The organism is Larkinella rosea (assembly GCF_003858635.1).
GTDB classification, from domain to species: domain Bacteria; phylum Bacteroidota; class Bacteroidia; order Cytophagales; family Spirosomataceae; genus Larkinella; species Larkinella rosea.
This window is the reverse complement of sequence record NZ_RQJO01000009.1, coordinates 246,106-259,861: the sequence shown is the minus strand read 5'-3', so window position 1 is coordinate 259,861 and position 13,756 is coordinate 246,106. Positions and strand designations below refer to the sequence as shown.

At 51.0% G+C, this 13,756-nt stretch carries 13 protein-coding genes; 9 read left to right on the top strand and 4 right to left on the bottom strand.

Annotated elements, in window-relative coordinates; genetic code table 11:
* The first annotated feature begins 25 nt into the window (after positions 1–25).
* Complete coding sequence (locus EHT25_RS17025; protein ID WP_185731400.1) at positions 26–778, top strand: EboA domain-containing protein; 753 nt, start codon at positions 26–28, stop codon at positions 776–778.
* A gap of 18 nt (positions 779–796) precedes the next feature.
* Here EHT25_RS17025 and EHT25_RS17020 read toward each other — a convergent pair whose 3' ends face one another.
* Together EHT25_RS17020 and EHT25_RS17015 are read right to left on the bottom strand one after the other, a co-directional pair.
* The gene (locus tag EHT25_RS17020) at positions 797–1,477 is read right to left on the bottom strand and encodes a hypothetical protein (RefSeq protein ID WP_124876345.1); all 681 of its coding nucleotides are present in this window, start codon (positions 1,475–1,477) and stop codon (positions 797–799) included.
* 66 nt (positions 1,478–1,543) lie between these two features.
* The gene (locus EHT25_RS17015) at positions 1,544–2,194 is read right to left on the bottom strand and encodes a DUF4136 domain-containing protein (RefSeq protein WP_124876344.1); all 651 of its coding nucleotides are present in this window, start codon (positions 2,192–2,194) and stop codon (positions 1,544–1,546) included.
* Between the two features lie 254 nt (positions 2,195–2,448).
* On the opposite strand from EHT25_RS17015, the gene EHT25_RS17010 reads away from it, so the two are divergent.
* The 8 genes from EHT25_RS17010 to EHT25_RS16975 all read left to right on the top strand — a co-directional run bounded on the left by EHT25_RS17010 (position 2,449) and on the right by EHT25_RS16975 (position 10,789).
* Positions 2,449–3,381: a TatD family hydrolase gene (locus EHT25_RS17010; protein ID WP_124876343.1), complete on the top strand. Its 933-nt coding sequence runs from the start codon at positions 2,449–2,451 to the stop codon at positions 3,379–3,381.
* A gap of 93 nt (positions 3,382–3,474) precedes the next feature.
* A complete protein-coding gene (eboC, locus tag EHT25_RS17005; protein WP_124876342.1) occupies positions 3,475–4,350 on the top strand; it encodes a UbiA-like protein EboC in 876 nt (291 codons plus the stop codon).
* 94 nt (positions 4,351–4,444) lie between these two features.
* Positions 4,445–5,593, top strand: coding sequence for a 3-dehydroquinate synthase (locus tag EHT25_RS17000; protein WP_124876341.1), 1,149 nt, complete (start codon positions 4,445–4,447; stop codon positions 5,591–5,593).
* Positions 5,590–6,810: a metabolite traffic protein EboE gene (gene eboE, locus EHT25_RS16995; protein WP_124876340.1), complete on the top strand. Its 1,221-nt coding sequence runs from the start codon at positions 5,590–5,592 to the stop codon at positions 6,808–6,810. Before EHT25_RS17000 ends, eboE begins: the two co-directional genes overlap by 4 nt.
* Positions 6,807–8,198 carry an alkaline phosphatase family protein gene (locus EHT25_RS16990; protein ID WP_124876339.1) on the top strand — a complete coding sequence of 464 codons (1,392 nt, stop codon included), beginning with the start codon at positions 6,807–6,809 and terminating at the stop codon, positions 8,196–8,198. The genes eboE and EHT25_RS16990 overlap by 4 nt, the downstream gene beginning before the upstream one ends.
* A gap of 231 nt (positions 8,199–8,429) precedes the next feature.
* Positions 8,430–9,284, top strand: a complete 855-nt coding sequence (locus tag EHT25_RS16985) for an SDR family oxidoreductase (protein ID WP_124876338.1) — start codon at positions 8,430–8,432, stop codon at positions 9,282–9,284.
* Positions 9,285–9,302: 18 nt separating this feature from the next.
* Positions 9,303–10,163, top strand: coding sequence for an SDR family oxidoreductase (locus EHT25_RS16980; RefSeq protein WP_124876337.1), 861 nt, complete (start codon positions 9,303–9,305; stop codon positions 10,161–10,163).
* Between the two features lie 251 nt (positions 10,164–10,414).
* Positions 10,415–10,789 carry an HPF/RaiA family ribosome-associated protein gene (locus tag EHT25_RS16975; protein ID WP_124876336.1) on the top strand — a complete coding sequence of 125 codons (375 nt, stop codon included), beginning with the start codon at positions 10,415–10,417 and terminating at the stop codon, positions 10,787–10,789.
* Positions 10,790–10,900: 111 nt separating this feature from the next.
* Here EHT25_RS16975 and metK read toward each other — a convergent pair whose 3' ends face one another.
* The gene (gene metK / locus EHT25_RS16970) at positions 10,901–12,154 is read right to left on the bottom strand and encodes a methionine adenosyltransferase (RefSeq protein WP_124876335.1); all 1,254 of its coding nucleotides are present in this window, start codon (positions 12,152–12,154) and stop codon (positions 10,901–10,903) included.
* A gap of 57 nt (positions 12,155–12,211) precedes the next feature.
* Positions 12,212–13,717, bottom strand: a complete 1,506-nt coding sequence (locus tag EHT25_RS16965; RefSeq protein ID WP_229311583.1) for a hypothetical protein — start codon at positions 13,715–13,717, stop codon at positions 12,212–12,214.
* Positions 13,718–13,756 lie beyond the last annotated feature (39 nt).

Here is a 13,756-nt window from a genome sequence, read left to right as displayed (position 1 = left end):
CCGATCTGCTTACTACTTTTACGGCATGAATGCATCAGCACTTTCCGCAACCCTACTCGATCTGATCCGGCAGCAGCCCAATGCCGAAAAAGCCGTAACGTACCTGACACAACAGGCCGACTCCTACCACAGCAATCCGGCTCAGGCGGTTTTCTACCGTGTTTTTACCGCACTTCCGCGCTTTGTCGGTAAACAGACGATAACCGTTTCACCCGAAAAAAATCAGGAGATTCAGGCACTCCGGCCCGGTTTCACGGTCGGTGGCTGGTCGCTCGACCGACTGGCGCGCGTCTGGTGGTTGAGGCAACTCGCTTCCGATGATTCAGCGGTTTATTTTAGCACCATCGAGAATCTGTTTCTGGCAGCAGAAATGAACGAACTGGCGGCTTTATACTCGGCCCTCCCTGTTCTCGATTACCCGGAACACTGGCGGTTTCAGGCTACCGAAGCCGTCCGGAGCAACATGGGCCCCGTGCAGGAAGCCATTATGCTCCACAATCCGTATCCGGCCGAGCAATTGGACGAACCAGCCTGGAACCAACTGATTATGAAAGCGTTCTTCAGCGATAAACCGGTGGAGCAAATCACCGGTTTTCAGGAAAGAACCAACGAAAAACTAGCCCGAATTGCCATCGACTATGCCCAGGAGCGCCGGGCGGCCGGACGCGCCATTCACCCGGAATTGTGGACACTGGTCAAACCGTTCGTTACCGAGACAAATCGAACCGAACTGGAGGATTTATTTCGTACCCACGGACCGGCGGGCGCTCCCATTTAGTCCGTGGGTACGTTTACGTTAGAGCCAGCGGTAGGATATACCAACGGACAGTAACAGGTTACTGCTGTTTTTCAGTTCGTTATACTTGAAAAACACGTTCTGATACTGTGCCTGGATTTCTCCGCCCAGGTTGCTGGTCTTTCCAAACTGGAACTTAGCCCCGACCGCCGGAGCCAAAGCTGCCCGAACTCCAGTTTTCTGATCAATCAGGGTGCCGTAGTATTTGGCATAATTGACGTACGCGCCACCGGCTCCCAATTGCAGGTATGGCCTGAAAACGGACTTGATATCATTCAGATAAATCGATCCGATGGCCATCAGCGGCACGATGTTCAACGTCCGGGTTTGTACCGCCGAAACTTCCGAGCCGTCGTCGAACGTATACACCTGGCGCGGCAGCTGCTCACTCACGTATTGCTGACCAATGCGTGCGCCCACCGAAAACCGCCCCGGAAACATAGCTTCCACCGCCAGCCCAAAATTGCGGTTTCCCGTTTTATTGATGTAATCTTGCTGACTGCCCATTGGAATTCCGACGCCGTAAAAAACCGTTCCCCGGCCCGACACGAAGCGTTCGTAAAGCGATTGGGAAAAACTTTGGGATCGCTCTTTCTGTTCCTTTTCTTCCTTATCCGACTGAGCAGCCGCTCCCAGCGCCCAGATTAGCCCAATCAGGCTAAATATGATTCTCTTTTTCATGATCTTTGTTAGAGTAAAGAATAGAGACAAGAGACAAGAGATTTTATGATCTCATCGCCCTTATCTCTATTCTTTATTCCCTTTTAAATACGTCGACTGATTGAACACGCTGGTAATGATGGAATCGACGGACGTTTCGTCGAAAATACCGTTGCCGCGAACCTGGGCTTGCCAGACAACATTCAGTTTCTGATCGGCGGTGTTGGGATGCTTCAGGTCAATCAACTGGATCAGCCAGTAGGTGTCGCTTACCTCATAAAATGAGTAATAGCTTGGGTAATAGGGACTGTAACCGCCATAACCGCCCAGGCCACCGTAGCCCCAGTAATTCAGGTAGTACGATGAATAGGGATTCGAGGTAACGCCCACGTAGCTGTTGTTGATTTTCATCACGGCGACTCCCAAATCGGAGCTGTCTTTCCCGCTTACGCGCTGATAACCCAAACCGGTCATCGTTGTCGCCAGTTTATCCAGCACACGCTGGTCGAGGGGTGTCATCGATACGGTTTGCCGGTCATTGGCCACTTCCACCACCGAATCCGGCAGGCTGTACGTTTTATAGTTTGCAAAATTGACCGATCGGTCGTGGTTGGTAATAAAAACCTGGCTGTCTTCCGGCGTCAGGTCGTTGAGCGGATCGGGGCGGCAGGAACTGATCCCACTTCCAATTCCTCCACTAATGCTCGCCCACAGCAGAATCTGAAATACGGTTTTCATCGTTTCGAAATAAAATTTAGAAATCAACTTTTAAATAAATAACGATTAAGGCAGGGCATTTGATTAATCAAACGGCGCGTAATTCGGTTTTTAATTAAAATCTAATGGGGCAACGACCGGTTTAGTTTTTATTTTCCCGAGTATGATTTCCACTGAAAAACCTTATTTCAATAGAAAAACACGGCGAATGTCCGTAAGTACGTTGCAACTGGGTTGCAGGCCAGCTAACTTTGCTTTTTAAAGCCCACAAAATCATGAGTTTCTTAGATACAGTACGCGGGATGAAGTTTTTCGACATGCACGTTCACATGACGTCCCGCACCACGGATGATTACCAGGCCATGGCCGACGCTGGCGTTGTGGCCGTTATCGAACCGGCTTTCTGGCTCGGGCAGCCCCGCACGGGCGTCGATTCGTTCCGCGATTACTTTGCGAGTCTGGTGGGCTGGGAGCGGTTCCGGGCGTCGCAGTTCGGGATTCGGCATTATTGCACCATCGGCCTGAACTCTAAAGAGGCCAACAACGAAGCCCTCGCCGAGCAGGTGATGGAAATTCTGCCACTGTTTATTTACAAAGAAGGAGTGGTCGGTGTCGGCGAAATCGGTTTTGACGACCAGACACCCGCCGAAGAAAAATACTACCGGGCTCAATTGGATCTGGCCAGGGAAGCCGGTTTGCCCGTACAGATTCATACGCCCCACCGCGACAAAAAACAGGGAACCAGCCGCAGCATGGACATTGCGCTCGAACACGGTTTGGAACCCGGCATGGTGATTGTCGATCATAATAACGAAGAAACCGTCCGGGAAGTCCTCGACCGGGGTTTCTGGGCCGGGTTTACGATTTACCCGTTTACCAAAATGGGCAACGAGCGGATGGTTGAGGTCGTCAAACAATACGGCCCGGAACGAATCATGATCAATTCGGCTGCCGACTGGGGCATCAGCGATCCGCTGGCCTTGCCCAAAACCGCAGCCCTGATGAAAGAAAGCGGTATTTCCGACGAAACCATCCGACTGGTCACGTTCCAGAATGCCGTCACGGCGTTTGCCCAAAGCGGCCAAATCAGCCCCGAAGATTTCGAACAACCCATCGACATCGACCAGAGCCAGCGCTACAACGGCAGTTCCATTCTCCGCGGAGGGCAAGCGCCCCGGGTCGACAAATCATCAACCATAATAAAATAAATGAACAATGAAGAATGAACAATGAATTGGCTGCCGCTTCTGTTCATTGTTCATTGTTCATTGTTCATTGTTCATTGTTCATTGTTCATTTCAATGCTCCTTCCCCTCCTCCGCCTAACCCGCCCTGCCAACCTCATCACGTCCGTTGCCGATGTCATGGCCGGAATGGCCATTGCCGGGTATTACGTCATTCCCGATGCCGCACCGGCACCAGTGGGCTGGCTGTGCCTGTCGACGGTTGGATTGTATGGCGGTGGGGTAGTGTTTAACGATGTTTTCGACGCTGAACTTGATGCCGTCGAGCGGCCGGAGCGACCCATTCCGAGCGGGCAGGTGAGTTTGACGCAGGCAGCTGTGCTGGGCGGTTTTTTATTAGCTATTGGTATTGCCGCAGCCTTTATGGTCAATCCGACGGCGGGTATGCTGGCCATTGCGATCAGCGTAGCGTCGCTGGTGTACGACAAGTTCGGGAAACACAATGCCATTCTGGGTCCGGTGAACATGGGCCTTTGCCGGGGCCTGAATCTGGTCATGGGCATCAGCGTTCTGCCCGACCAGGTGCCGCTGTGGGCGTCGCTGGGCGTCATTCCGATCGTCTACATTGCCGCTATCACGATGATCAGCCGGGGCGAAGTGCACGGTGGAAATCCGATGGTTTTGCGGGTGGCCGGTTTGCTCTACGGCCTGGTCATCGGATGCATTGGTGCAATTGCCCAACAACAACATCAGCTCGGAACCGCTGTTCCTTTCCTGTTACTCTTCGGATATTTCATCTTTCCACCCCTCTGGCAGGCTATCCGCGAACCGACCGGGCGCCACATCGGCATGGCCGTCAAATCGGGCGTATTGTCGTTAATTGTGATGAATGCAGCCTGGGTGGCAGCTTTTGCTTCGTTTCCACTAGCGATGCTGGTGGTCTGTCTGCTGCCCCTGTCGCGACTGCTGGCGAAAGTATTTGCCGTAACATAACCGAACCCATCCGGTTAATACGTTGTTTTAAAAGACAAACCGTCAGTTTTGTTTTTTAAGTACCTTTGCATTCTATTTAATCGTTATTTCGGGAATGAATACCCTTCACCAATCCTTTAGCGTTCAGTTCACCTACGACGTTTTCTTTTCTGATCGTCTGTTCGAAAGTACCAATCCAACGTTGCTTGAGTTTTTGAAAAAACGGCATTCGGAAGGATTTCGCAAAAAGCTTTTATTCGTTCTGGATGAAGGTGTTACCAACAGTCATCCGGATTTACTGCACCAAATTAAAGCGTATTTTGCCGGTATTTCGATGGTCGATCTGATTCCGGATCTGATCGTTATTCCGGGGGGCGAAGGGTCTAAAAACGATCCGGCGCTGGTCGATCAACTCATCGACGCCGTGGATCGGTACGGCATCGACCGGCATTCCTACGTCATTGCCATCGGTGGCGGTTCCGTGCTGGATCTGGTCGGTTTTGTTGCCGCCGTCTCCCATCGGGGCATTCGCCACATCCGGATTCCGACGACGGTTTTGTCACAAAATGATTCGGGAATCGGCGTAAAAAACGGCGTTAATTACAAAGGGAAGAAAAATTTCCTCGGTTCATTCGCCCCCCCCGTAGCGGTTTTCAACGACGCGGAGTTTTTGAAAACCCTCGATGACCGCGACTGGCGGGCGGGCATTTCCGAAGCCATCAAAGTGGCTCTGATCAAGGACGAACCGTTCTTCGAGTGGCTGGAAGCTAATGCTGAAAAACTGGCCGCCCGCGATCTGGGCACGATGCAACAGCTTATTCACCGCTGCGCCGAACTCCACCTCGACCACATTGCCAGCGGTGATCCGTTCGAAATGGGCTCGTCGCGACCGCTGGATTTTGGGCACTGGAGCGCCCATAAACTCGAACAACTCACTGATTTTGAAGTCCGTCACGGCGAAGCGGTGGCCATTGGCATTGCCCTTGACAGTCTATACTCGCAGCGCCTGGGTTGGTTGAGCAAAAGCGACGCCAACCGCATTCTGAACCTGGAACGGACGCTCGGTTTTCCCCTCTTTCATCCGGCGCTGGACGGCGACGGCGTTCTGAAAGGACTGGATGAATTCCGCGAACACCTCGGCGGCCAACTGACCATCATGTTACTGAAAGCGATTGGGAAAGGCGTGGAAGTACACGAAATGGATCAGGAACTGATTCGCGAAGTGATTGGTATCTTAAAAGAAGACGAAATACAGCCCGCATGAAAACCCCGCTGGGACACCTCGGTTACTGCACGAACATTCATGCCGGTGAACATTGGACGGAGCATTTCAGTGCCCTTCAACAAGCCATTCCAACTATTAAACAACGGCTTTCGCCCGATGCGCCGTTTGGAATCGGACTGCGATTGTCGAACATCGCCAGTGAGGAAATCAACCAGCCGGAGCGTCTGAAAGAGTTTCAGGACTGGCTGGCCGAAAACGACTGCTACGTCTTCACGATGAACGGTTTTCCGTACGGCGGTTTTCACCGGACCCGTGTGAAGGATCAGGTTCACACGCCCGACTGGCAAACGCCCGAACGCGTCGATTACACCATCCGGCTTTTCCAGTTGCTGGCGGCTCTGCTACCTGCGGGTGGACTTACCGAAGGCGGTATTTCAACCTCTCCTCTCTCCTACCGTCACTGGTTCCAGTGGGAAAAACCGGGGGAACGCGACCGGGTTTTTGAAGTGACGACGCAGCGGCTGATGACCGTGGTGGAAGAACTGGTCCGGATCAAACAACAGGACGGCGTCAGTCTGCACCTCGATCTCGAGCCCGAACCCGACGGATTGCTGGAAACCGCGGACGAATTCATCGAATGGTTTAACCTGTATCTGTTACCGATTGGGATTGAACGACTGAACGACGAGTTCGGCTTGTCGGCGGGCGAATGCGAAGCGGCTTTGCGCGAACACGTTCAACTTTGTTACGACGTTTGCCATTTTGCGGTGGGGTACGAACGCCCGGGGGAAGTGCTGAAAAAGCTGAACGACAACGACCTGAAAGTGGGCAAGATCCAGATCAGCGCGGCATTGAAGGCAACTTTTCCGCTGGAACGCAACAGCCGGGAAGCGGTTTTGGATCAATTCCGGCAGTTCAACGAACCGACCTATCTGCATCAGGTGGTAGCGCGGGATTCGGCGGGTGAACTGCTCCGGTTTCCGGACCTGCCCGAAGCATTACAGGCTTTCAACAAAAACCACGTCGAGTGGCGGTCGCACTTTCACGTTCCGCTGTTTGTAGCCGATTACGGACTGCTGCAATCGACCCAGGATGATATTTCGGAAGTGATTCGTTTACAGAAACAAACCCCATTTACAACCCAGATGGAAGTGGAAACCTACACCTGGGAAGTGCTGCCCGAAGATCTCCGACACCGCCTGAATGATTCGATTATCCGGGAAATGGAATGGGTGATGAATGAAATCAAAAAATGAAAAAAACCGTAGTAATCGACGTTGTGGGCTTATCATCTTCGCTGATTGGTGAGCATACGCCCTTTCTGAAGCAGTGGGTGTCTGACAAACAACTTTCTTCTATCGAACCGATGTTACCGGCGGTTACGACTTCGGTTCAATCGACGTACGTCACGGGGAAATGGCCGACCGAAACCGGGATTGTCGGCAATGGCTGGTATGACCGGACCGAATGCGAAGTCAAATTCTGGAAGCAATCGAACAAGCTGGTCGGTGGCGAAAAAATCTGGGAACGCGCCCGGCAACTCGATCCGTCCTTTACGGTTTCCAAAATGTTCTGGTGGTACAATATGTATTCCTCCGCCGACTTTTCGGTAACACCACGACCGCAATACCACGCCGACGGCGTCAAAGCACCCGACTGCTACAGCCACCCCTCCGACCTCCGCGACCGGCTTCAGGAAGCGCTCGGTACGTTTCCGCTGTTCAGTTTCTGGGGACCCAACGCCAACATCAAATCGACCCGTTGGATAGCCGATGCGTCGCTGCTCGTCGACCGCTGGCACAACCCGACATTGACGTTGATTTATCTGCCGCATCTGGATTATTGCCTGCAAAAGTTCGGGGTTGATTTTAGTAAAATTTCGAAAGAACTGAACGAGATCGATGCCGTTTTGCGCGACCTGATTCAGCATTACGAACGGCAAAACGCGGAAATTATCATTCTGTCGGAATACGGAATTACGAACGTCAGCAAACCGATTCATTTAAACCGGTTATTCCGCGACGCCGGGCTGATCAACGTACGGGTCGAACAGGGGCTGGAATTACTGGACGCGGGCGCGTCGCGGGCGTTTGCCGTGGCCGATCATCAGGTTGCCCACATTTACATCAACGATCCGAGTTGTGCCGCGCAGGTGCGCTCGATTCTGGAGAAAACGCCGGGCGTCGAGCTGATTCTGGACGAAGCCGGGAAGGAAAAATACCACATCGATCACGAACGGGCGGGCGATCTGGTCGTCATGGCCGATGCCGAAAGCTGGTTTACCTATTATTACTGGCTCGACGACACCAAAGCCCCGGATTATGCCCGACTGGTCGATATTCACCGCAAACCGGGTTACGATCCGGTCGAAATGTTTATGGATCCGGCCAATCCGATGATCAAGCTGAAAGCTGGTTACAAACTGATCCGGAAAAAACTGGGCTTCCGTTACCTGATGAACGTCATTCCGCTCGATGCAACCTTGATCAAGGGATCACACGGCCGCGTGGGGACACCAACCGCCTATCACCCGGTTTTTGTATCGTCGCGGAAAGGGCTGGGACAAAAACCGCTCAAAGCGGTGGATGTTTACGAAAAAATCTGGGAATCGCTGACCGCCGAAATCCCGCAGAAAACCACCTGATAATTAATACCTTATTGCTTCGAAAAGCCCGGTGTTTGCGAACGTTGGGCTTTTTTATTGGCCCGTTAAATAATAGAATCCGATCAATCAACAAACGAACGGGTTTATTAACTAGACAAGTGATAAAAGAGGTGAGAGGCTAGATTCTGCGAATTAGATGGTCTTTATTCTCTTGTCTAACCTCTTTTATCTAATCAGCTTTCTGATTTACTCAACGACAAAAGGAACGGTATGGAAACGAAAATTCCGCCCCAGCATCAGGATATACAGCCGGGACTGGAAAGCGAGCTGGATCCGCAACCGAAAGTGATTCGGTACACCTATGTGGGCTCCGGGAAATTAAAGGAAAAAGTAGCGTTGATTACGGGCGGAGACAGCGGCATTGGCCGGGCCGTTGCCGTTCATTTTGCCCGTGAAGGCGCTGATGTAGCGATTTCCTACACCTCGCGGGAAGAAGGTGATGCGCAGAAAACCAGTGAGTTAGTGAAAGCCGAAGGACGTCAATGTCTGCTTTTACCCGGCGATTTGCGCGATCCGGCTTACTGCGAACAGATTGTGGAAGACACCATCCGGCGGTTTGGTAAACTGAACATTCTGGTGAATAACGCGGCACTTCAACTGATGCACAAGAAGTTTGAAGAGATGACCGACGATGACCTGGTCAATACGTTTGAAATCAACATTTACTCGTTTTTTCGGGTGACGCGGGCGGCCGTAAAACACCTGCATGAGGGCGATAGTATCATCAACACCACTTCGGTCACGGCTTTTCAGGGCAAGGCCGATTTGCCGGAATATTCCGCGACGAAAGGTGCCATCATGAGTTTTACGCGGGCGCTGTCGTCGAATTTGGCCGAGAAGAAAATCCGGGTAAACGGCGTGGCCCCTGGCCCCATCTGGACACCCCTGAATCCGGCTTCGGTTCCGGCGAAGGAAGTGGCGCAATTCGGCAAAGATGTGCCGATGAAACGCCCCGGACAGCCCAGCGAAGTGGCTCCGGCGTATGTTTATCTGGCGTCCGACGACTCCAGTTATGTGACCGGTCAGACCATCCACCCCAACGGCGGCACGATTGTCAACGCCTGATTCAACTTCTTTACAACCATGAATTTAGAACTTGAAACCCCGCCCCAGCACCAGGATGAGCAACCGGGTCTGGAATACGAAATGCATCCCCAGCCGATTTACATTCGGAACGATTATGTCGGCAGTGGAAAGCTGGAGAATAAAATAGCTCTCATTACCGGTGGTGACAGCGGGATTGGCCGGGCGGTTGCCGTCCATTTTGCCCGCGAGGGTGCCGATCTGGCGATCGTCCATCATCCCCGCGAAGGAGAAGACGCCCGGAAAACCAAAAGACTGATTGAAACCGAAGGACGGCGCTGTCTGCTTATCGCGGGCGACCTTCGAAATCCGTCTTTTATCAGACAAGTAATTGATCAGGTAATCAGTGAATACCAACACCTTAATATACTGGTAAACAACGCAGCGAATCACGTTGAGCAAAAGGAGTTTGCCGACATTACCGACCAGCAGTTAATCGAAACGTTCGAGCTTAATATCCTGGCCCTTTTCCGGCTTACCAAACGGGCATTGCCGCACATGGGCGCTTACGATTGCATCATCAATACGACGTCCGTCGTGTCGTACCGGGGCAGTAAAGCATTGATCGATTATGCCTCAACCAAAGGCGCCGTGACGGCTTTTACCCGTTCCTTATCACAACATCTGGTGGAGCGCAGTATCCGGGTCAACGCCGTAGCGCCCGGCCCCATCTGGACGCCCTTAATCGTATCGACCAAAACAGAAAAAGAAGTGGCTGAGTTTGGGAAAGATACTCCTTTGGAACGCGTCGGACAACCAGCAGAAGTGGCTCCGGCCTACGTTTTTCTGGCTTCCGAAGACGCTTCCTACATTACGGGCCAGGTCATGCACGTCAACGGTGGCGAGGTTGTTAATTCCTGAATTACCGGAAAAAGAGGCCATAAAACCGTATTTTTCAGATTCAATAATTAGATAATAAAAAGAATTTTTACACCAACCCGGTTTGTGATTGGTACGATAAGTGTTGGTTATGAGCCGTAAGGTAGCATTCGCATCAATTGGGACAATATCCTAAGTTGGACATTTCTTTCAGCCTATTGACTCTGTCAAATGGTTTTCCAAACTTAGGTAGTCCGTGGGTTCCTTGTTTAACTTAAAACCATGTGACACGTATGAGAATTCAGATTCATTGCGTCCATTTTACGGCAGACCAAAAGTTGCTGGACTTCATTCAGAAGAAGCTTGACAAATTAGACACCTTCAACAACCAGATTATTAGTGGTGAGGTGTATTTGAGGTTAGAAGGAAGTGATACCAGTAAAGTCAAACAGAAAATCGTCGAAGTAAAACTGTTTTTGCCGGGCGACTCCATTTTCGTCCGCCAGCAGGGCACTACGTTCGAAGAATCAACCGACGTGGTGATCGATATGCTCAAAAACAAGTTGAAGCGTCATAAAGATAAACATCGAAATATTTCTGCCCAGCAGATCAATGAATCAAAGGATTTAGTCGAAGCAGATGTCGTAAATGAAGACATCGAGTATTAGTTGCTGAGTTTTTCAACAAAAAAGCCGCCCTTAAAAAGGCGGCTTTTTTCGTATGTACCCACGGACTTTAGTCCGTAAGATTATATACACGGACTAAAGTCCGTAGGTACGTTATAATCCAAATGCGGTTTTTATTTTATCGACGTAATCGAGTTTTTCCCACGTAAACAGCTCAACTTCTACTTCTTTCGAGTTGCCATTCATTCCAAATGTCTTCATAACGACTTCATTCTTCCGACCCATGTGGCCGTAAGCTGCCGTTTCGGAATAAATCGGATTCCGCAGTTTCAGGCGTTGCTCGATGGCGTACGGACGCATATCGAAAAGCTCTTCGATTTTGGTCGCAATTTCACCGTCGGTCAGGTCAACTTTCGCGGAATTATACGTATTGACGTACAATCCGCACGGTTTTGCCACCCCAATGGCGTACGAAACCTGAACCAGAATCTGATCGCAAAGACCGGCCGCTACCAGGTTTTTGGCAATGTGCCGGGTAGCATAAGCCGCCGATCGATCTACTTTCGAGGGATCTTTGCCGGAGAATGCCCCCCCACCGTGGGCGCCTTTTCCGCCGTAGGTATCGACAATGATTTTACGGCCCGTCAGACCCGTATCCCCGTGCGGTCCGCCAATGACAAATTTGCCCGTTGGGTTGATATAATACGTAATATCATCCGTAAACAGGTCTTGTAATTCCGGTTTCAGGGCGGCTTTCACGCGCGGAATGACAATATTGATCACATCTTCGCGAATCCGGGCAAGCATCGCTTCGTCGCTGCCAAAATCGTCGTGCTGCGTCGAAACCACGATCGTATCGATCCGTACGGGCTTGTGATCATCGCTGTATTCAATCGTTACCTGCGATTTGGCATCCGGGCGGAGATACGGCAGGATGCTCGAATCGTTGTTCCGGATGTACGACATTTCCTGCAAAATCTTGTGGGCCAGATCGAGCGGCAACGGCATAAAGTTGTCCGTTTCGTTGGTTGCGTACCCGAACATCATGCCCTGATCGCCCGCGCCCTGGTCTTCCGGATTCGAACGTTCAACGCCCTGATTGATGTCGGCCGACTGGTCGTGAATGGCCGAAAGAATGCCGCAGGAATCGGCTTCAAACATGTATTCGCTTTTGGTATACCCAATGCGTCGGATCACTTCCCGGGTAATTTTCTGAACGTCGAGGTATGTTGTCGTTTTTACCTCCCCGGCCAAAACTACCTGTCCGGTTGTAACGAGTGTCTCGCAGGCAACCTTGCTGGAAGGATCATAAGCCAGAAAATGGTCGATCAATGCATCGGAAATCTGATCCGCAACTTTGTCGGGATGTCCTTCAGAGACTGACTCTGAGGTAAATAGATAGGGCATCGTACGTAAGATTTAAGACTAAAAACAGCCACAAAGCTACTGGAATTTTACGACAGGTCAAATGCTAAGTTTCGGTTCAATCCAAAGCATCGTTAAAGTGCAGATGAATAGCAGTATCCAAACCCAATCTGGGATTTTAACGTGAAGAACATGGAGTGAAGCGGTTTTCTGAACGGAAAATTCCATTGAACGGCTCCGCAAATAATCGCTCATCAGGCGGTTGTCAAATCCGGTTTTGTTGTCCGGTTTATCCACATAAATCGCCAAGGAATCCTGAAACCACTGCCAGCCAGCCTGCCCAAACAAATACGAAGCCTCCGCCGACAAGCCATTGATGGCCGAATAATCCAGCTTAACCGCATCTTTTCCGATGCGAACCGCAGTGGGTTTACCGGTTAAATGATTCAACTGGATTCGGGAACGGATTCCTTTAAAAACCGGTGCTTCAATCTCCACATTATTCGTGTGGACGGGTTGCAAAAGCGTCAGAATAGCTGTCCAGATGCGCCCGTACGCAATGCTGTCGCCACTCAATTTCAAGGGGAAAGTTTCACTGAGCAAGCTCAGTCCGATTTTCGCAGGGGTTTTCTGAACAGCCACCGGAAAACCGGGAACCGGAAACTGGTTGACCGCATCCAGCAATTGGTAAGGCAGTGCCCGAACTCCGTTTCCGACTGAAACGGTGGTTTCGTTGGCGGTTTTCCTGAGTTTCCAGTTCGTTCCCAATGCCTGATTGACGGTTTTACACTCCGTTTCGGCATCCGATACATTCATGATCAGAACGGGTTTACCCTGCGCAACGGCTTTCTTTACAACCGGATTGGTGGCATTAGCAGGATCGGTAATAAGCACGTCCGCGACATCCCCCCGGTTGATGTTAACGCGGTTGCGGATATCCTTCGAAATGGTAGCAATCAACTGAACGGAATGCCCCTGTTTGCCCAGCCAATCGGCGAGCGTTTTACTTTCAAAATCGGGGCTGTCAAGAATAAACTGGTAGGAAACCGGCTCCGGATTTCGGGCAAAAAAGCGAAGCGTATCGAGCGGTTTTTGATTCAGAACCAACTCCACTTCAGTACGGCCCTGCACAAAAGTGGGAAACTCCAGTGTGAAATCATTCAGCCCGGCGCGCAACGATAAACTGTCCAACGTCTGGTTGCCAAACTGTATTTTAAGTACCTGTTTCTGCGAGGAATAAATCGAACCGCTCACGCGCTGCATCTCGCCTTTCCGAATCATTCCTTTCCACCTGATAAGTTGTAGTTGATCGGGTGGATCATACGGAATCCATTGCACAGTCTGACGACTCAATTGCCCCAGCACATCGGGTGCAAAACCGGTACCAATTAACGTAACCGAATCGATCATCCCATCAAAAAGACGCGAACGAAACAATGCGGTATTTAACGCATTAACCCGAACAACGTCGGCAATTTTCAGGCTATCTTTCAGCTTGTTTAAATAGGTAGCGGGCACATTTGCATCGGCAATTAAAACCGGGTTTGAATTCGCCGGTATCACCCATTCCAATTGCAAAAAGTATCCAACCAGAAGAATCCACAATAACCCGTTTAAACCAAATCGAATCCATCTTCGCTGAAT